General features: G+C 56.3%; 18 protein-coding genes. 8 read left to right on the top strand and 10 right to left on the bottom strand.

Going from position 1 to position 19,149, the window contains the following annotated elements:
• Positions 1–7: 7 nt before the first annotated feature.
• Positions 8–835: a 4,5-DOPA-extradiol-dioxygenase gene (ygiD, locus tag AC5EFR_RS15530; protein WP_493576700.1), complete on the bottom strand. Its 828-nt coding sequence runs from the start codon at positions 833–835 to the stop codon at positions 8–10.
• Positions 836–893: 58 nt separating this feature from the next.
• On the bottom strand, positions 894–1,316 hold the full coding sequence (locus tag AC5EFR_RS15525; protein WP_493576699.1) for a DoxX family protein: 423 nt from the start codon (positions 1,314–1,316) through the stop codon (positions 894–896).
• A gap of 153 nt (positions 1,317–1,469) precedes the next feature.
• On the opposite strand from AC5EFR_RS15525, the gene AC5EFR_RS15520 reads away from it, so the two are divergent.
• Both AC5EFR_RS15520 and ilvD read left to right on the top strand, forming a co-directional pair.
• On the top strand, positions 1,470–2,366 hold the full coding sequence (locus AC5EFR_RS15520) for a LysR family transcriptional regulator (protein WP_493576698.1): 897 nt from the start codon (positions 1,470–1,472) through the stop codon (positions 2,364–2,366).
• A 369-nt stretch (positions 2,367–2,735) separates the two neighbouring features.
• Positions 2,736–4,568: a dihydroxy-acid dehydratase gene (gene ilvD / locus AC5EFR_RS15515; protein WP_493576697.1), complete on the top strand. Its 1,833-nt coding sequence runs from the start codon at positions 2,736–2,738 to the stop codon at positions 4,566–4,568.
• Between the two features lie 119 nt (positions 4,569–4,687).
• On the opposite strand, the gene AC5EFR_RS15510 is transcribed toward ilvD, so the two are convergent.
• Positions 4,688–5,419: a hypothetical protein gene (locus AC5EFR_RS15510; protein ID WP_493576696.1), complete on the bottom strand. Its 732-nt coding sequence runs from the start codon at positions 5,417–5,419 to the stop codon at positions 4,688–4,690.
• Positions 5,420–5,754: 335 nt separating this feature from the next.
• Between AC5EFR_RS15510 and AC5EFR_RS15505 the strand changes: the two genes are divergently transcribed.
• Genes AC5EFR_RS15505 through AC5EFR_RS15485 form a run of 5 tightly spaced genes read left to right on the top strand, consistent with a single transcriptional unit; the run spans position 5,755 to position 9,285 of the window.
• Positions 5,755–6,339 (top strand): TetR/AcrR family transcriptional regulator, encoded by a 585-nt coding sequence (locus tag AC5EFR_RS15505; protein ID WP_493576695.1) that lies wholly within the window; start codon positions 5,755–5,757, stop codon positions 6,337–6,339.
• Positions 6,336–7,082, top strand: a complete 747-nt coding sequence (locus AC5EFR_RS15500; protein ID WP_493576694.1) for an enoyl-CoA hydratase/isomerase family protein — start codon at positions 6,336–6,338, stop codon at positions 7,080–7,082. Before AC5EFR_RS15505 ends, AC5EFR_RS15500 begins: the two co-directional genes overlap by 4 nt.
• A gap of 13 nt (positions 7,083–7,095) precedes the next feature.
• On the top strand, positions 7,096–8,583 hold the full coding sequence (locus tag AC5EFR_RS15495) for a class I adenylate-forming enzyme family protein (protein ID WP_493576693.1): 1,488 nt from the start codon (positions 7,096–7,098) through the stop codon (positions 8,581–8,583).
• Positions 8,576–8,929: a MaoC/PaaZ C-terminal domain-containing protein gene (locus AC5EFR_RS15490; RefSeq protein ID WP_493576692.1), complete on the top strand. Its 354-nt coding sequence runs from the start codon at positions 8,576–8,578 to the stop codon at positions 8,927–8,929. The genes AC5EFR_RS15495 and AC5EFR_RS15490 overlap by 8 nt, the downstream gene beginning before the upstream one ends.
• On the top strand, positions 8,929–9,285 hold the full coding sequence (locus tag AC5EFR_RS15485; protein ID WP_493576691.1) for a hotdog family protein: 357 nt from the start codon (positions 8,929–8,931) through the stop codon (positions 9,283–9,285). The genes AC5EFR_RS15490 and AC5EFR_RS15485 overlap by 1 nt, the downstream gene beginning before the upstream one ends.
• Positions 9,286–9,377: 92 nt before the next feature.
• Here AC5EFR_RS15485 and AC5EFR_RS15480 read toward each other — a convergent pair whose 3' ends face one another.
• The 7 genes from AC5EFR_RS15480 to AC5EFR_RS15450 all read right to left on the bottom strand — a co-directional run bounded on the left by AC5EFR_RS15480 (position 9,378) and on the right by AC5EFR_RS15450 (position 16,038).
• The gene (locus AC5EFR_RS15480) at positions 9,378–10,298 is read right to left on the bottom strand and encodes an alpha/beta fold hydrolase (RefSeq protein WP_493576690.1); all 921 of its coding nucleotides are present in this window, start codon (positions 10,296–10,298) and stop codon (positions 9,378–9,380) included.
• Positions 10,299–10,452: 154 nt separating this feature from the next.
• Positions 10,453–11,184, bottom strand: coding sequence for an alpha/beta fold hydrolase (locus AC5EFR_RS15475; RefSeq protein ID WP_493576689.1), 732 nt, complete (start codon positions 11,182–11,184; stop codon positions 10,453–10,455).
• Entirely contained in the window at positions 11,181–12,233 is a 1,053-nt protein-coding gene (locus AC5EFR_RS15470) for a branched-chain amino acid ABC transporter permease (RefSeq protein WP_493576688.1), read from the bottom strand. The genes AC5EFR_RS15475 and AC5EFR_RS15470 overlap by 4 nt, the downstream gene beginning before the upstream one ends.
• Before the next feature lie 10 nt (positions 12,234–12,243).
• Complete coding sequence (locus AC5EFR_RS15465; protein ID WP_493576687.1) at positions 12,244–13,278, bottom strand: branched-chain amino acid ABC transporter permease; 1,035 nt, start codon at positions 13,276–13,278, stop codon at positions 12,244–12,246.
• Positions 13,275–14,012 carry an ABC transporter ATP-binding protein gene (locus AC5EFR_RS15460; protein ID WP_493576686.1) on the bottom strand — a complete coding sequence of 246 codons (738 nt, stop codon included), beginning with the start codon at positions 14,010–14,012 and terminating at the stop codon, positions 13,275–13,277. The genes AC5EFR_RS15465 and AC5EFR_RS15460 overlap by 4 nt, the downstream gene beginning before the upstream one ends.
• A complete protein-coding gene (locus AC5EFR_RS15455) occupies positions 14,005–14,769 on the bottom strand; it encodes an ABC transporter ATP-binding protein (RefSeq protein WP_493576685.1) in 765 nt (254 codons plus the stop codon). Before AC5EFR_RS15455 ends, AC5EFR_RS15460 begins: the two co-directional genes overlap by 8 nt.
• 87 nt (positions 14,770–14,856) lie before the next feature.
• Entirely contained in the window at positions 14,857–16,038 is a 1,182-nt protein-coding gene (locus AC5EFR_RS15450) for a substrate-binding domain-containing protein (RefSeq protein WP_493576684.1), read from the bottom strand.
• Positions 16,039–16,561: 523 nt separating this feature from the next.
• Between AC5EFR_RS15450 and AC5EFR_RS15445 the strand changes: the two genes are divergently transcribed.
• The gene (locus AC5EFR_RS15445) at positions 16,562–18,973 is read left to right on the top strand and encodes a beta-mannosidase (protein WP_493576683.1); all 2,412 of its coding nucleotides are present in this window, start codon (positions 16,562–16,564) and stop codon (positions 18,971–18,973) included.
• The last annotated feature ends 176 nt before the right edge of the window (positions 18,974–19,149 follow it).

Raw genomic sequence — 19,149 nt, 5'->3', positions numbered from 1 at the left:
CATTCCTTCACATCGCGTGGAAAACAAAGGAGCGCATCGAAAGCGTCCCCAGATCAAAACTGTCATTCATAAAGGTCAGCTGGTCGCGGGCATCTGACGCCCCAGCAATGGTCAGCGTCGGGATATAGTGATCCAGCGTCGGGTGCGCCTTGCGCAATAGCGCGCCAAGCTGCGGTCGGTTTGTCAGGGCAGCAAAATCGCGCTCGGACAGGCGATCAGCAAACAGCGTGTCAAACTCAGTGGCCCAGTCTTTTGGCCGCCCCTGTGCCCAATCCAAGGCCCGCAAATTATGCACCACGTTGCCAGAGCCAAGGATCAGCACGCCGCGATCCCGCAAATCTGACAGCAGCTTTCCGGTTTCAAGATGCCAGTTCAGATCTTTTGTCATGTCGATAGACAGCTGAAACACAGGCACGTCCGCATCTGGGTACAGGTATTTCAGAACCGTCCAAGCCCCGTGATCAAGCCCCCAAGTGTCGTCCTCTTGCGCGTGATGGCTGGCCAACAATGAGACCACCTCGCGCGCCAATTTCGGGTTTCCGTGGGCGGGGTAAGTTTCGTTGTACAACGCTTGTGGAAAGCCGCCAAAGTCGTGGATCGTTCGCGGCATGGCTGAAACGTCAACCAACGTGGAACCGCGTGTCATCCAATGGGCCGAAACCACCAGGATTGCCTGCGGGCGCGGCAGCGCGCGGCCAAGATTGATCCAACTGCGGCTGTAGGCGGTATCCTCGATAGCATTCATCGGCGATCCATGCCCCAAAAAGACCAGAGGCATACGGTCGCTCGCTTTGAGGCTGCTTTTCAACTGCTGAAGGGACTGGGTCACGCTCATTTGGACTCTCCTAGACTGGTCAAAGGCCACCGAAGTGGCCTTTGAGGGATCATGTTAATCAGGCGTATTGACCCAGAACTTTTTCAATGACGGGGAGTTTCAACGCGTATGTTCCGCTGCCCAGAAGCGCGAGCGAAGCTTGTGCGACGGCCCAGAACAGTGGGAATTCCCAGCCGCCACCTGCGCTACTGAACATCCAGCCATTGCCGGAATGCACCCATACAGCGCCCAAAAGAACCGGCAGGACGGCCAGTGATATCAGCCGCGTTGCGACGCCAAGGATCAGTGCTGCGCCGCCAGCCAACTCGGCCAGAATGGTCAGGTAGGCCACGATGGCGGGCAGGCCCAGACTTTCGAAGTAACCGACGGTGCCGGGCACGGTGAAGACCATAACTTTGGTTAGCCCATGGGCGATGAACGTGATGCCGGTCGCGACACGCAAAACAGTCGCGGCATAGGGAGCGGTTTTTTGGTCAATCATGTCAAGTCTCCTTCTCGGGGTTCAGGCTGGCAGCTCGATCTGAGCCGTTTCGTCCTTTTGAGAAGACATTAGGCCTTGCAGACCATCAACAGAATGGCGACTTTGTGGAATGACTTTCCACATTTTGTTCCTTATCGAAAGGGGACGTCTTTCATGGATATCGTCGATGGGCTCCGCGCCTTTGTGGCCACAGCGCAGACCGGCTCTTTCACGGCAGCGGCCGATCAGATGGGCATTTCAAACCGGTTAACGTCGAAATACGTGGCCGAGCTTGAGGCCCGTCTTGGCGTTCGCCTGTTACAACGCACCACCCGCAAAGTGGGTCTGACCCCCGCCGGCGAAGATCTTTTGGCGCGCGCCCCGGCCCTGTTGGACGAGCTTGACGATCTGCTGACCGAAGCGGGCGAAGGCTCGCGCGGGTTCACGGGCACCATCCGGGTGTCCGCCCCGGTGACCTTCGGCGAGATTTATGTGGCTGGGATGCTCGGCCGGTTTGGTACGCAGCACCCGAACCTGCGGATAGACTTGCGGCTTAGCGATCGTTATGTCGACTTGGCGCGCGACGGGATTGATCTGGCATTTCGCATTGGCGTCACCCAGACCTTATCCGTCAAAGCGCGCAAGCTGGGGATGTTGGAAATCATGGCTGCGGCTTCGCCCAGCTATCTGGCGGTCCACGGAGAACCCAGCCAGCCGCACGAGCTAAGCGACCATGCGTGCATCGTGGACACCAACCGCCAAGCCACACACAAATGGGGGTTCTTTAAGGGCGGGGAAGACCACAGCGCCTCGACCGCCGGGCGGTATATGGTGAACTCGGCTCATGCCGCCTGCGAGCTGGCGTTGGACGGGCATGGCATTGTCTATGGGCCGAAGTTCTCACTATCGGCGGCAATTGATGCTGGACGTTTGAAACGCCTCTTTCCCGGTTTCGAGGGCGAGACCCTTCCCGTCAGTGCCGCCTATCTTGAGGGGCGGACCTTGCCGCGCAAACTGCGCGCGCTGATCGACTTTGCGCACAGCGACATCCGTCGTTCGGGGCTTTTGTAGGTCATATTATTATTAAGACCCTACAACCGTGCTTCAATCCGTCGTTCGCGCTCGATGGTAGAAATTCGACAGTCATGTTTCACCTGACATGTTTGGGTATGTGCGCTTGTTAAATTTGGGAAATGTGGACATGCAACGCTCTCGTCAGAACGGCTGCTTCCTCCGCAGTGCAGACTTTGATCGTTCCAATTGCGCGACTGCCTGTGTTGGTCAAATTGCGCTATTCGGGCTGCATGCAGATGGCATACTGAAATTTTCAATCTCTTGTGTCGGGGTTTTGGGCAACATAAGGTCGTTTTCGGCTTTCCTGTCGGATGATCTTTGCTAAAGACGAGGGAGCCAGAGAGACAGCCGCAAAAGAGAGTGCCAATGCCCCTTTACCGTTCCAGAACCTCGACCCATGGCCGCAACATGGCAGGCGCCCGCGCCCTTTGGCGTGCGACAGGCATGGGGGATGGCGATTTTGGCAAGCCGATTATCGCGGTCGTCAATTCGTTCACGCAATTTGTGCCCGGTCACGTGCATCTCAAAGACCTCGGCCAGATGGTCGCGCGCGAGATCGAAGCCGCCGGTGGGATTGCCAAAGAATTCAACACCATCGCCGTTGATGACGGGATTGCGATGGGCCATGACGGCATGCTCTATTCGCTGCCTTCACGCGAAGTGATCGCCGATAGCGTTGAATATATGGTCAACGGCCATTGTGCCGATGCGATGGTCTGTATCTCGAACTGTGACAAGATCACGCCGGGCATGTTGATGGCGGCGATGCGCCTGAATATTCCGGTGATTTTCGTCTCTGGTGGCCCGATGGAGGCCGGCAAGATCGATATTGAAGATCTCGATATGACCAAGGTTGACCTTGTTGATGCGATGGTTGCCGCCGCCAGCGACACCATGACCGACGAACAGGTGCAGCATATCGAAGAAAATGCCTGTCCGACTTGTGGGTCGTGTTCGGGGATGTTTACCGCGAACTCGATGAACTGTTTGGCCGAGGCGCTGGGTCTGGCGCTGCCGGGCAACGGTTCGACGCTGGCAACCCATTCGGACCGCAAGAACCTATTCCTTGAGGCCGGTCGCAAGATTGTCGACATCACCAAGCGCCACTATGAGGGCGAGGAAAAAGGTCTTTTGCCGCGCGAAATCGCGACCTTTGAAGCCTTTGAAAACGCTATGTCGCTTGATATCGCCATGGGCGGGTCGACCAACACGGTTTTGCACCTTTTGGCGATTGCCCATGAGGGCGGAGTCGATTTCGACATGACCCATATGGATGCCCTAAGCCGCAAGGTGCCGTGCTTGTGCAAGGTCGCCCCCAATACTGAAAACGTCCATATGGAAGACGTGCACCGCGCTGGTGGCATCTTCTCGATCCTGGGTGAGCTGTCGCGCGCCGATCTTTTGCATTTGGATGTGCCAACCGTGCATAGCGCCACCATGGGCGAAGCGATTGCCAAATGGGACATCAAGGTTGCCAACAACCCTGAGGCCGAAAGCCTGTTCAAGGCGGCACCGGGTGGGGTTCGTACGACCGAGGCGTTTAGCCAATCCAACCGTTACAAAGAGCTGGATAATGACCGTGAAAACGGCGTTATCCGCACCAAGGAACACGCCTTTAGTCAGGACGGTGGCCTTGCGGTTCTGTTCGGCAACATCGCGTTGGACGGCTGTATTGTGAAAACCGCTGGGGTGGATGCGAGCATTTTGCAATTCACCGGCACGGCCCATGTCTGTGAAAGCCAAGACGCCGCCGTGAGCGATATTTTGACGAACAAGGTCAAAGAAGGTGACGTGGTGGTGATCCGGTACGAAGGCCCGCGCGGCGGTCCGGGAATGCAAGAAATGCTTTACCCGACCAGCTATCTGAAATCCAAAGGGCTTGGCAAAGCCTGTGCGCTTTTGACCGATGGCCGGTTCTCCGGCGGGACATCGGGATTGTCGATTGGCCACGTATCGCCCGAGGCGGCCGAAGGTGGCGCGATCGGCTTGGTGCGTGATGGCGACAAGATCGAAATCGACATTCCCAACCGCTCGATCACGCTTGTTGTGTCGGACGAAGAGATGGCGGCACGTCGCGCTGAGCAGGACGAAAAGGGTTGGGAGCCCGCGGCCCCACGTAAACGCAAGGTGTCCAAAGCGCTCAAAGCCTATGGCATGATGGCAAGTTCCGCTGCCAAAGGGGCTGTCCGCGTCATCTGACCCTAGCGGTGTCATGCGAATTTGTAGCCGCCGCCCCTATGTCTAGGGGCGGCGGTTTTTTTGCGATCAGGACGACAGGCTTATTCCCAGTCGACCATTTTGGGCAAAATGAAAAACAATCACGACAGTTTTGCAGCGCTGATTATTCTTCGCTTGATGTCTTTGGCATCACTGTCCTTGAGCGCTGACCTGTTCACCTCAAGAAGTAACTTTTCAACTGAAACGGCGGGGCGTGTATTTTCTTGAGTTGTTGGAATAAGAGAATTCAATGTGTGGGGACGCAAATCAATTAAATCAATAATTGGAGATGCCGGGCCAAATTGCATTGCTGCGCTGGTTTCAAGCTTTTCGGTTTTCACCTTTGCGTGTTTTAATTCCGCTTCCACCAATTTAACGACGCCATCAAGATCACTTGAGCGTTTCGACTTTTCCTTATACTCCTTAAGGTCTAGCGAGAGCCTTGTGCTTCTTAAGTGTTGCCACCAAACGCTTTCAGTCCATGTTCGTGGATCTCTTGTTGAAAAAAGAAAAGTGGTTTGAAACACGTTTTTTCTCTTCTCACCAAGCTCGCTCAATGTGTCTTCTATGGCACGCGCGAGCTGAGGAGCTGCATCATAGGCGTTGATATTTCGTCTTCCCGGAAGGAGTCCGCTAAGATCCTCTGACGAAATAACTATATCAGTTCCGGTTTTGGCGGTGGCCAAAGAGTCTGAAAGGGACGCCTTGAATCTATTTAGCAAATTTGGGCGTCCAATTTGGGAAAACCGTCTTGCCAGATGCGTCGCCTCTTTGATGTCTTCTTTTAGGAAAATCGACGCGTCATTTGAAAGGTTGTCTTTGTTCTCAGCCAAGAATTTCTGAACGCTCTTTGTTCCAGTTTTATGAAATCCCATATGAACGACGGCACGTTGCAATGTATAGCGCTCCGGTTTTGTTGTTGTAATGTGGTAGCAACATAGGGCGTATTTGTCAATTTTGCTTTGTTATCAATGTGATGGGGCGTTGCGGGTTACGTTCCATTGGTAACTTGGCGTTCGTAGTTGACAGCGTGCACTGTCCAGACACTGGTTCTCCTAGATTTTGCCATACGTGCGGCTTTCGGTGGTGTTGCAGTGTGGTTTGCTGTGTGTGGGGCGTCGTCGAATAGGACCTTGCAATGTGAAATATGAATGAGTATTCATGTTTTATGGCAATGACGGCACCCAAAACAAAACGAGGCGCAGCACGCAGAGAAATGATCCTGCGGGCAGCGGAAAAGGTATTTGGCGACCGGGGGTTTGCGGCGTCAACCATCGCCGATCTAGCCCGCGAGGCAAACACGGCCCTTGGGACGTATTACATCTATTTTGATAGCAAAAACGCGGTGTTCCGCGAGCTGGTTTTGGAAATGGGTACATTGACCCGGCGAGTGATGAGCGACGCGGTCGACGGCGCGCCAAACCGGCTAGAGGCTGAGCGCTTGGGCTTGCGGGCTTTTTTGGGGTTTGTTGCGGAACGCCCTGCCTTGTACCGCATCGTCGAAGAGGCACGCTTTGTCGATCCGGACGCCTATCGGGACTATTTCACTCAATTCGCGGCAGCCTACCAAGATCAGCTTGAACGCGCCGAGGCCGCGGGGGAAATCAGACCGGGAAATGCCGAAGTCCGTGCTTGGGCCTTGATGGGGATTGCCAAGAATTTGGGCGATCAATTTGCGCTCAACGGCGGCGCGGATTTGGACAAAATCGCGGATGAAGGGTTTGACCTGATCCGCAACGGATTGGCCCCATGAGCGCGCTGGCGCATCTGACACGTTGCGAGGCTGGGCTGGAGTTACAGCTAACCGCGCCGCGTGCGAATGCGCTTGAGCCAGTTTTCCTCGATGAAATCCGTGCGCGGCTTGACGAGATCGAGACTGTTTCACCACAAACTCTGACAATTCGAGCCGGTCGAAATTTTTGTTCCGGCGGGGATGTCGCGCGTTTTGCCAAGGCTGTGGAGGCGGGGCTGGGGCGGGATTATGCCCGCCAAGTTGTTCCAAAACTGCAAGAGATTGTTTTGCGTCTTGTGACCCTGCCGTCGGTTGTGGCGGTGGCGGCGCGCGGGGCGATCACCGGCGGCGGGGCCGGGTTGCTGTTTGCCGCCGATTGCGCGGCGGTGCACCCAAACGCCTTTGTTCAGCCCTACTACACGCAGGTCGGGTTTGCCCCGGATGGCGGCTGGACCGCGTTATTGGCAGAGCGAATTGGGGCGGCGCAGGCTCTGAATTGGATCATTTCGGATCGCCGGATCGGGGCGGACAAGCTCTGTGACGTTGGGCTGGCGAGTGCCGTTTCTCAAGAGCCCGAGCAAGAGCTCAAGACACTCCTGCAAGGGGGCAATTCAGAGACCTTTCGGGCCGCAAAGCGATTGATTTGGGACACCGCGCGGCTGGCTTTGTTGGAAAGACGATTGGCGGCGGAGACAGACGCGTTTTTGGGGCGCATCGACGCCCCAGACACGCGTGAGGGAATGGCAAAGTTTCTACATCCATGAGGAGAGGGTGCAGATGTTTGATTTTGTGCCGGATATGGCGGCAAAACGGGCCGAGTTAAGCCCAAATAGGGTCGCTTTTCGCGATGAGGCCTTGGGAGAGGATTGGAGTTTTGACCGCGTAAACCGAGCCGCCAACGGCATGGTCGACGGGCTGCGGAAACAAGGGTTGGCGCAAGGAGATCGTGTTGCGATCCTCTGCGGAAACTGCCCTGATTTCTTTGTTGCGCTGTTTGCCTGCCAGAAGGCCGGTCTCATCCTATGTCCGTTGAATTGGCGTCAACCGGCGGCGGAGCTGATTGATACTATTGACGCCTTTCCGCCCAAGCTGATCCTGCACGACGCGGGATTTTCCGATGTGGCCAAGGCGATCGCGCTCCGATTTGGGGCCAAGCTTATTGGCTTGGATACGGCGAAGCTGTGGATGGAGGCGGGGCAGTCGGGCACTGCCGGTTTGATCCCGGCAACGCGCTGTTGGTATTTGCTTTTCACCTCTGGCACGACGGGGCGACCCAAGGCGGTGATCCAGACCGCGCGCATGGCCTGGGCCAACGCCGTCAACATCGGGCAGGCGATTGGGTTGACCGGTGCCGATGCCTCGATCAATTTCCTGCCGCTGTTCCACACGGCGGGGATCAACCTTTATACCCTACCAGTGTTTTTGAACGGCGGCATGTCGCGGGTGCTTTCCAAGTTTGATGAGGCCCGAGTCATCGACCTTCTTACATCCGGTGAGATCACCCAGTTTTTCGGCGTTCCCGCGATTTATCAGGCGCTTAGCCTGTCGCCGGATGTCGATGCGATAGATTGGTCGCGCATTCGCTGCGGCTGTGGTGGGGCCCCGTTATCCGAACCGCTCATCCGATTTTTCGCCGAACGTGGCGCGCGCGTGTTGAACGGATTTGGGATGACCGAGACCGGGCCAACGGTATTTTTGATGGATGAGGCCCATGCCGAGGCCAAAATAGGGTCTGTTGGTCGGCCACAAATGTTGACGCAATGCCGCTTGACCGGGGTTGCCGACGGGTGCGAAGGCAGCGGTGAAATTGAGCTTTGCGGGCCGGGCATCACGCCGGGGTATTATCAAAATCCCGAGGCCACCAAATCCGCCTTTACACCGGATGGATGGTTGAAAACCGGCGATGTGGGGCGGCGCGATGGCGACGGGTTTGTCTATATCGTTGACCGGATCAAAGACATGTTCATTTCGGGCGGCGAAAACGTCTATCCGGCCGAGGTGGAGCGGGTTCTTGTGCAACACGATGCGGTGCTAGAGGTCGCGGTAATTGGTGTTTCGGATGACCGCTGGGGCGAGGTTGGTGCGGCCTTTGTCATGGCCCAGCCGGGGGCGGATTTGGATGTCGAAGCCCTGCGGCTTTGGTGTCGGAGCAAGCTTGCCGCCTATAAGGTGCCCGCCCATGTCATTAGCGTCGCGGATTTCCCGCGCACAGCGGCGGGCAAGATCAAAAAGCCAGAGTTGAGACAAGGATTTTCCCATGCATGAGCTAAGCGCGATTTGGCACCCGACGCAGGCGGATTTTGATCTCTTTGCGCAGGTGTCTGGGGATGACAACCCGATCCATGTTGACCCTGAGTTTTCGGCCAAATCGGCCTTTGGCCGCACGGTTAGCCACGGAATGCTAATCTATTCCAAGCTTTGGGGTCTGATCTGTGCCGCCCATCCGGGTGCGCGGAGCTTGTCTCAGACCATGATGTTTCCAAATCCCTGTTTCACCGGTGAAGATATCCGGCTTGAGGTGCGCGGCGCGCTACCGGGCACGGCAATCATGCGGGCGGTGCGGGTGAAAGATGGGGCCGAAGTGTTTGTTGGTGAGGCGGAGGTGGCGTAATGCAGATTGGCGACAAAGCAGAAGTAACCCGCCAGTTTTCGGCACAGGATGTGACCGGGTATGAAACCCTTGCGGGAACGCGTGGGGCTCACGTTCCCGAACCGCTGATTGCGGCGTTGTTTTCGTATCTGTTGGGCGTGAAACTCCCCGGACCGGGGACAAATTACCTTAAGCAAGAGATTGGTTTTATTCGGCAAGCGCCCTTGGACGCAGTTGTGAGCGCAAGTGTTGAGGTGACGCGATTACGGCCGGACAAGAAGATCGTCGACCTCTGGGCCAAGGCGGTTCTAAGCGACGGCACCGTCATTGCCGAGGGTCGATCCTTGGTGAAATATGCCGACACTGGGCATGGCTAACAGCCCGAGGTAAAAGAAGAAAGGCAGGGGCCGAGGGGCACCCTGCCTTCTGTTCGTGGAACCTCGGGAGACAAGTGAAGGATGCCACGAATTCAATGGGCCGACAAAAAACCCTGTAGATCGCGACCGGTTTCGGCGGGGCGGTCGAGCATCGGAAGATGGCCGCAACCCGACGGGGTGATCAGCGTGCTATTGGGCAACGCATCGGCCAAAACCTGCGCCCCGGTAGGATGGAAAATCCTGTCGTCTTGGCACCAGATCACCAAGGACGGCATGGCAAGAGCTGGCGCAAGTTGGTCGCTTGGTGTGACCTGCGATCCGTTCACCGCATCCCAAATCATTTGATTGCTGTCCGCACGGGCGATTTCGGCGGCGGCCCATGTGCGTGCCATAGGGCGTGGCAAAAACGGCTCTTTGGGGAACAACCATGCCATGCGCGCGTCGTAGCCAGCCTGATCTTTGACAACAAGCGGGGCGGTCCCTTTGGCAATTGCGGTTTCCATGTCGGACGGTGTCGGGGACGTGACGCCAACCGGGCTGCCGATATAGGACAGGGTGATGATTTGATCGGGGCGTTCAGTCGCCATCATGCTGGCGATTTGCGAGCCCATGGAGTTGCCGACCAAATGGAACTTTTCAACGCCCATAGCATCAAGGGTTTCAAAGATATTGGTGACCTGCTGCGCAAAATTATAGTCGGCGGCGTCAAGCACCGGGTTGTCACCAAAACCGGGCAGATCAAGCAGGATCAAATGGTGATCTTTGATCTGGCGCGACATGTCGAGCCAATGTTCCTTGCGCGCAAAAATGCCATGCAGAAAAACAACCGTATCGCCGCTGCCGCCCTCAAGGTATTGGATTGGCCCTTTTGAGGTGTCGACCGTTTTGGCGGTCATGCCAGTGGCAAGATGCAGGGTCGACAACAGAAGGTTTGAGGCTTTGGCGGGCCAGATTTCGGAGGCTGCAAAAAGGCCAGCCAGAAGCACCGCCAATGATATGAAAAAGCGTTTCATGGTCTGGGCCTCCCCGCCCAAAGTGAACCGAACTGTTTACTTCTCTCGTTGTAAACGAATTGGTTCAGTTTTGGGAAGACTTTTTTGACGTGGCCAAAGGTTTCTTTTTGAACCCAGCGGAGGATGCGCGGGATGTTGTGCTTCTTGTTTTAGTTCACGGTGCGTCAAGGAATTCCTGCAGGACCCGCACAAAAGTCTCGGGTTCTTCGAGATGCGGGCTATGGCCTGATTGGGCAAAACATTGAAGTTTCGATTGCGGTGCTGTTTTTGCCAACCATTCGGCGGTTGAGGCGGGATAGACCCGACTTTGGCCCCCATAGCCGACAAGATAGGGCACGTCGATCTTGTCGATCACATCGCGCAAATCCAGCGCCATCAGCTCATCCCAATACCCGGCCATCACTTTGGGATCGTTAGACAGAATCTGCTTGAGAGCCTGATCGCGGCTGAAACCCGGGGCGGCGGATTTGGTTGCAAACATCGTGGTTGCGATTTTTTCCGCCGCCTGAGGCCAGGTGTCATGAATTTCGCGGGTTGTCGCGGCTTGGCGTTCAGGTGTTTGGCCGATCAAGCCATGGTGCCAGTCCGGGGTGTTCACGGGCTTGGGACTCATATCCAAGGTGATTAGCCCTGTGATCCCGGCGATGCCGTGTTGCGCGATGTAGTTCCAAGCGATGGCCGCCCCCATGGACCAACCGACGATAACGGTGGGGCCAGTCTCGCAAAGCGTGTCACGCAATAGGTCGGTACATGCTTGTATGTTGGCGGTGCCGCGCCTGTCGCCATGACCGGGCAGATCGGGGGCCACGCCACCAAGTTGCGCCAGAACAGGGTCGAAAACGGAACCACGCATTGTCCAGCCATGCAGGAAAATCGGCGCGGTCATTTATCGCCCCTAAGACGCCCGACAATGCCGGTGGGGAAGAAATAGACCGAGAGGATGAACAACACCCCAAGCCAGAGCAACCAACGATCCGGGTCCAAAAGACGCGAGAGCAGCGGTAGAAATTCGGTGGCGCTGGCCGCGCTTCCCATGAGGTCCTGAAGGTAGGTTTGGGCCAAGACCAAGAGGGTTGCGCCGACGGCCGCGCCCCAAATGGTTCCCATGCCGCCGATCACGACCATCAGCAAAAGATCGAGCATAATAGAAAAGCTTAGTGTGGTGTCCGGGCCGACATAGCGCAGCCACAGGGCAAAGAGCGACCCGGCCAAGGCGGCCACGGCGGCGGAGAGGCAGGTCGCGACGGTGCGATACCACACCACCCGATAGCCAATCGCCTCGGCGCGGAAATCATTTTCCCGAATGGCTTGCAAGACGCGGCCAAAAGGCGAATTCACAACCCGCAACATCAGCAAGAATAGCGCCAGAGAGCAGGTGAAAATCAGGTAGTAATTCAACAGCTTGCCATTGATTTTAACACCAGCAACTTCGCCCAAACGGTTGGCGGGGCCAAGGTCGCGGGGGATTTTAAAGGTGAACCCATCTTCGCCACCGGTGAGCCAGCTTAGCTGGGACACAAGAACCGCCACGGCAGAGGCGACCGCCAGTGTGATCATTGCGAAAAAGATGGCGCGGACACGCAAAGAAAACAGGGCGATGAGGAAGGCAAAGGCCGCCGCCAAGGTGGCTCCGGCGAGGCTCCCGACAAGGATCGCGCCAAACCCCCGGCCCATATGGAGCGAGGCTAGACCAACCCCATACGCCCCCATGCCAAAGAACATCGTATGGGCAAAGCTAACCACGCCGGTATATCCCAGAAGCAGGTCATAACTGGCGGCTAAGACGATGAAAATCGCGATGCGCGCGGCGGTATCGAGCGATCGCACGCCGGGAAACAAGAACGGCGCAAGGGCAAGGCCAAGGAAGATAACGAGTACGACGATGGTCAGCACTTTGGAGCGGGGCGTGTCGTTGGACAAAAGCGTTTTAAGCATTGTTAGAGCCTCATTTCGCTTTGACCACGGGCATCATGCCCTGTGGACGCCACATCAGGATCGCGGTCATCAGACCGATGTTGGAGACCAGCGCCAGTTTCGGTTCGAGAAAGGCGATGTAGTTTTGCAGCAGGCCGACAAGGAGGGCCCCGATAAAGGCGCCTTCGACCGAGCCAAGCCCACCGATGATCACGACGATAAACACAAGGATCATCATCTCTTCGCCCATGCCGGCGGTGATGACCTCTTGATAAAGGCCCCACATCACACCGCCCAAACCGGCGAGCGCCGAGCCCGCAACAAAGACCCCAACAAAGACGATGCGCAGGCGATAGCCGAGGGCCTCGACCATCTCGCCGTTTTCGACACCGGCGCGCACGATCAACCCGATCTTGGTGCGGCGAAAGGTGAGGCGCATGGCGACGAAAAGGATAAGGCCAATGGCAACCGCCAACAGGCGGTATTTTTCGAGCGCGGCCCCCCAGAAGGTGATCGACCCTTTGAGCATTTCAGGACGGGTGAGAAAGATTTCCTCGGGCCCCCATATGACGTGGATCATCTGTTCGATGACGATCAAACCGCCTACGGTGACAAGGATTTGTTTGAGGTGCGCCCCATAAACCGGTTTCACGATGATCCGTTCAAACGCCCAGCCAAGAAGCCCGGTGACCGCCATGGCCGCGAGAACTGCCAGAAGAATGGCGATCAGGTTGAGCGTGAGCGACGGGGCACCGGCCCAATGGGAAAGGCCAAAGAGGGTTGATACACCGACAAAGGCCCCCACCGAAATGAACGCCCCATGGCCAAAGTTGATCACATCCATCAACCCGAACACCAAGGTCAGTCCCGAGGCCATGACAAAAATCATCATGCCCATGGCAAGGCCGGACACGGTTAGGGTGAGCCAGCTAGACGGATTGCCGATGGCAAGGAACCCCAGCGCCACAAGGATTGGCACCAGCAAAACGGGCAGGGCGGCGGCGAAACGTTCCGACAATGGGACCGACGCAAAGGTCGGTTTGTGATCGGGGGCGAGGGTGGTCATGGGCTTGCCTCCATGGAAAGGCCCATCAATTGTTCCTGAAGGGTGGTGTCACTGGCCAATTCCTGCATCGTGCCGGACCAAGTGATACGCCCGTCTTCCATGACGGCGGCGTAATCGCCAATGGCCTTTGCGACGGCGAAATTTTGTTCGACCATCAAGATACTGGCCCCCTGGTTTTTGAGTTCCTTGAGCGCGGCCGCCATGGTTGAAACAATTGCCGGTGCAAGGCCCTTGGTGGGTTCGTCAATCAGATAGAGCTTGCGCTCTTCGGCCATGGCGCGGGCGATGGACAACATCTGTTTCTGACCCCCCGACAGGTTCCCGGCCTCGGCCGTCCAAAAGGTTTTGAGTGGTGGAAAGGCGGTGAAAATCCAGTCACGGCGGGCGGGCGATAGAGGGCCAGAGGCCGCCGCCAGCGTCATGTTTTCTTCGACCGTCAGATCGGTGAAAATACCCATGTCTTCGGGAACAAATCCGATACCAGCCCGCGCCCGAGCCGGGGTTGGCGTCGCGGTGATGTTGGCTCCGTCAAATGTAATGTCGCCAGTGTGGGTTGTCCAAAGTCCCATGATGCTGCGCAATGTGGTGGTTTTACCAACGCCATTGCGGCCCAACAACATGGTGACCGCCCCGCGTTCTACGCAAAGATCAACACCATGCAGGATGTGATATTGCGCGATATCGGTATGGACGTTTTGCAATTTCAAAATGGCGTCAGAGGTTTGGTTAGACATCGGCCAACTCCTTGCCCATATAGGCGTCTTGCACCACGTCCGAGGCCATCACAGTGGCCGGATCACCATCCGCAACCAGCGCACCGTTGTGCAAAACGATGATCCGATCGGCGAGGGTGCGGATCACATCCATCTTGTGTTCAACCAAAAGAATGGTGCGATCGCGGTCGGCCTTGAGTTCGGCAATCAGATCAAGAACCACCGGGGCTTCGTCGACGCTCATCCCGGCGGTGGGTTCGTCAAACATGTAAACCTTGGGGTCGATGGCGATCAGCATGGCGACCTCAAGCTTGCGCTGATTGCCGTGGCTAAGTTCAGACACCGGTTGGTTGCGTAAATCATCAAGGCGGACACGTTCCAGAACCGACATGGCCTCGACCGTGATCGCGTGATGGCTATCGGCAAGGGTCAGCAAAGAGGCGCGCGCGCCGCGATGGGCCTGAATGGCGAGCCGGACATTTTCGAGAACCGAGAGGCCGGGAAACAGGTTGGTAAGCTGAAACGCCCGGCCCAATCCGCGTTTACAGCGATCAGACACAGACAGGCGGGTGATGTCGTCACCCATAAGCGCCACGTTGCCCGCGCTGGCGGGGATTTGGCCGGAAATCAGGTTGAAATAAGTGGTTTTGCCTGCGCCATTGGGGCCGACAATTGCGGTAAGTTCACCGGCATGAAAGGCGCAAGACACCGCGTCTACCGCCACATGGCCACCAAATCGCACGGTCAAACCGTCCGTTTCCAGAAGCACCTGGGTCATTGTTTTGCCTGTTGGATCAAGGGGAAAAGGTGCAGAGGAGCCTATAGTCACGGGCGGCCCCTCTGCGTTATGCGCGCGGGACGCGCATCACTGGTTTCTGAGCGGGATCTTCATTTCATCAAGGCCAATTTCGCGTACCAGAACCGGCACGCCATAGTCTTTGCCGTCCTGAATTTCGGTGCGGAAGTGGTACATGGATTGCATGGCCTGATGGTCTTCGGCGCGGAACATCATCTTGCCTTTGGGTGTCTCCCATTCCATGCCTTCCATGGCGGCAATCAGCGCATCTGTATCTTCGGCCCCGCCGGCCTTTTTGATCGCTTCGACAACCGCGATGCCCGAGGCCATGCCGCCCGCGGTGAAGAAATCAGGTGGGGTGCCGTGGCGCTCAAAGTGTTCCTTGACCAGCCATTCGTTCACTGGGTTTTGTGGGATTTCGTAGTAGTAATAGGTCGCGCCCTCGAGGCCGGGCAGTTCTTTGTAGGCTTTCAACGCGGCCAGAATGTTGCCACCTGTGGCGATCTCAACCCCAAAACGCGATGGGTCCATAGCGTTGATTTTCGACATGGGATTGCCGCCACCAGCCCAAATAATGAAGAGCTTCTTGTCGCCGCTCTCACCTTCCATGGCGTTGAAAATCCGCTCGGCTGCGGCGGTGAAATCGGTGGTGTCGGTGGGCACGTATTCTTCGTGCGCAATCTTGGCTCCGGTGGCTTCGAGCGCCTCTTTGAATGCGGAAACCCCGTCGCGGCCAAAGGCATAATCCTGTGCCAGCGTCGCGATGGTCACCCCGTCGCCGCCAAGGGCAACCGCGTTGGAAATCGCATCCTGAGACGAGTTGCGACCGGTCCGGAAAATGTAGCGATTCCAAGCGGAACCGGTGATGCTATCGGCCACGGCTGGCTCAACAATCAACACCCGTTCATATTCTTCGGCGACCGGCAACATGGCCAAGGCGACCCCCGAACTTACCGGACCAACGGCGATATGGACGTCATCGTCACCATAGGCTTCGGCCAAAAGGCTACGACCGGTTGCGGGGTCAAGCTGGGTATCCTTTTCGATCACAACGATCTTTTCGCCGTTAATCTCCATCGTGCCGCCGGTGGCATATTCCAGCCCCATCATCAGCCCGTCATGGGACTGTTTGGCATAGGCCTCAAACGGGCCGGTCTTGCCATAAACATGGGCCACGCGGATCTCGGCACTGGCCGCAGTGGCAAGCGCCAAAGTCAACGCCGCAACACCGGTTTTTAACAAACCTTTCATCTGGGTCCTCCTCCCAATCGCATCTCTCCTGTACAAATGTGAAACATGAATCATAATTCATGTCAACGAAAAGGATCGTCCGGTCGCGGCCTTGCCAGCCTTGTGGATGCCGTGCGTGTCCGTCGCCACGGGCTTGGCGAAGGACTTGGGCCGCCGAACTGAGGAGACGCAGGATAAGGACATAGCTGCCTGAAACGCACAAATCGGTGTCATGCCGCCGTGCGGTCCGGCAACTTCCTTTTCCACAACCTTCACGTCTTTGGGCGATGGGATCGGCGGGGTGTGCCATTGGGACGTCACCTCCAAAACGACCAGAATTGATCGCATATTTGCGGCATCGGTGGCGAATTAGGGGCGGAAAAAGCCTGACACAAAAGCCTATGTAAAAGAGGCTGAGCTGCCTAGGGGCCCCGAGTTTGCTGAGCGCATATCTAAAACGATTACAGCGTCGATAACTAAGTGTTGCAAACTGAGAAATCTTAGATGAAATATGCAAAATACCGGTTGAGCGGCGGGGTGCGGGATGACCATTTCAGAAAAATCTAAAACGATTGCGGACGTTCTGCCTTTGCACGGTACGTGGTCGGTTGTGGATACAGGCAGCGAGGTTGCGTTTGACATGGAACTCCCCGGTGATCTGGTGAGCACAATGGCGCAACAAGGGCTGATCCCCGATCCCTATTGGGGGCAGAACGAATATGATGTGCGTTGGATTGCCGATCGAGATTGGACGGCGCACCGTGAGTTTGAGGTGACGGAGACTGCTCAGGTTTTGGTCTTGTCGCGGCTGGATTGCGTCGCAACAGTTGTTGTGAATGGTACGACAATTTTGCAGGCACAGAATGCCTTTCGTCGCTACCGTGTTGATCTTTCGGATGTGCTTGTTCTGGGACGAAATACAATCGACATCACGTTTCATTCGCCGACCCAAGCCGCCAATGCGGCACAAGCCAAACAGCCGTTCTTCGTACCCTATACCAAGAATTTTCCGGTCCCCAACGGCAATATGCTGCGCAAACCGCAATGCGATTTCGGCTGGGATTGGAACGCAGCGCTGATGCCAAGCGGACTATATGGCGATCTACATCTTGAGCCGTTGGTTCAGACACGGATCGCCGACGTTCTTGTACATCAGACCCATTCGGCAGGATTGGCAAAGGTCCGCGTTGTCGCACAGGTTGAGGGCACCCCCATGCCCGGACAAGCCGAGTTTTGCGGACAGAGTGTGGATGGCCAGATCAATGGCAATCAAGTCGTGTTTACCTTTGAGATCGAAAATCCCGATCTTTGGTGGCCTGCGGGGCAGGGGGCGCAACCCCTGCATCGCCTAAGTGTTACCATTGGTGCGGCAACAGAAACGCGTCGCATTGGGTTACGTGATATGCGGCTGATTTCGGAACCTGATGAGATCGGCCGTAGCTTCACATTTCAGGTCAATGGGCGCGGTATTTTCGCCAAAGGGGCCAATTGGATTCCGCAGGACGCCTTGGCAGGCAATGTCACCGATACGGATTTGCGCGCGCTGCTGACCTCGGCGCGCGACGCCAATATGAATATGATCCGGGTCTGGGGTGGTGGGTGGTACGAAAGCGAGGCGTTTTACGACATCTGCGATGAGCTTGGGTTGATGGTCTGGCAAGACGCAATGTTCGCCTGTTCGCTCTATCCGGCGGATGATGAGTTCCTCGACGAGGTGACGCGCGAAATTGTCGACAATGGTCGCCGCTTGCAACATCGGGCGTGTTTGGCGCTTTGGTGTGGCGACAATGAAATGATTGGGGCTCTGACTTGGTACAAAGAAAGCCTGCAAGATCGCGATCGCTACCTTGTCGCCTATGATCGGTTGAACCGCACGATCGAAACCGCGCTCAAATCGGTGGACCCAGAGGTGAACTGGTGGCCGTCTTCCCCTTCGCCCGGCCCGCTATCTTTTGGCGATGCGTGGCATGATGATAGCTCGGGCGACATGCATTTCTGGTCGGTCTGGCACGAGGGGCGGGACTTTGAACATTACCGTGATGTGCAGCCCCGGTTTTGCTCGGAGTTTGGTTTTCAATCTTATCCGTCAATGCCGGTGATCAAACGCTTTGCCGACCCTAAGGATTTCAACATCGCCGCGCCAGTGATGGAAAGTCATCAAAAGAACACCGGTGGCAATGCCCGGATTGCCGAAACCATGTTTCGGTATTTCCGCTTCCCGGTGGATTTCGAAAGTTTTGTCTACCTAAGTCAGGTGCAACAGGGCCTCGCGATCCAGACCGCCGTTGCCTATTGGCGAAGCCTGAAACCACATTGCATGGGGGCCTTGATCTGGCAATTGAACGACACTTGGCCAGTGTGCTCTTGGGCGTCGCTTGATCACGGCGGTGGTTGGAAATTGTTACACCACATGGCGCGTCGGTTCTTTGCCCCTGTTCATGTAACTGTGGTTCCAGGGGCCGATGGATTTGAGATACGCGCCGTTAATGACACGGGCGAGGCTGTGCAACTCTCGCTGTTGGTCGAGGCAATGACCCCACAAGGTCGCCGGCGGGTTGTTGACCAATCAGAGGCGCATGTTTCCTCAGATCAGGCCCAATCCTTGTCGCGTATCGCGTGTCTCTCAGAGAATGAAATCCTAGTCTTTCATTGGGAAACCGCCTGTGGACATTCAGGCCGGGATTGGTTCGCGCCGCACCCATATAAATCCTATGACTTGATGGATCCGGGTTTGGAGCTTGCGGCATCCCAAAACGGTTCGCGCTTTGACCTGACAATCACTAGCAAAGCACCGGCGTTTTTTGTTTCACTCGAAGCGGATTGCCACGGACGTTTAAGCGACAACGCCTTTTTGGTGCTTCCCGGAAACCCGGTTACGGTTGAATTTACCCCAGATGATAGGGATCAGTTCCCGACATTTCGCCTTAACGACCTCTATTCTGCGACCTGTACCTAAGATTTAAACCTACCGATCAGGGCGGGTGAAATAAACGCGCTGATCTCTCTTAGGTGCGCATAGATCAGAACGACCTCTGACCAAAAAAGAATCTCAAACAGCCTTGACCATAGTCAAACCCTGGGACGATCCCGACTGGTAGCGACTTAGTCGAGAGATGAAATTTGAGAACATCC

The sequence above is a fragment of the Pelagimonas sp. genome, assembly GCF_058892305.1.
The sequence above is the reverse complement of the archived record's forward strand: the minus strand, read 5'-3'. Positions and strand labels throughout refer to the sequence as shown.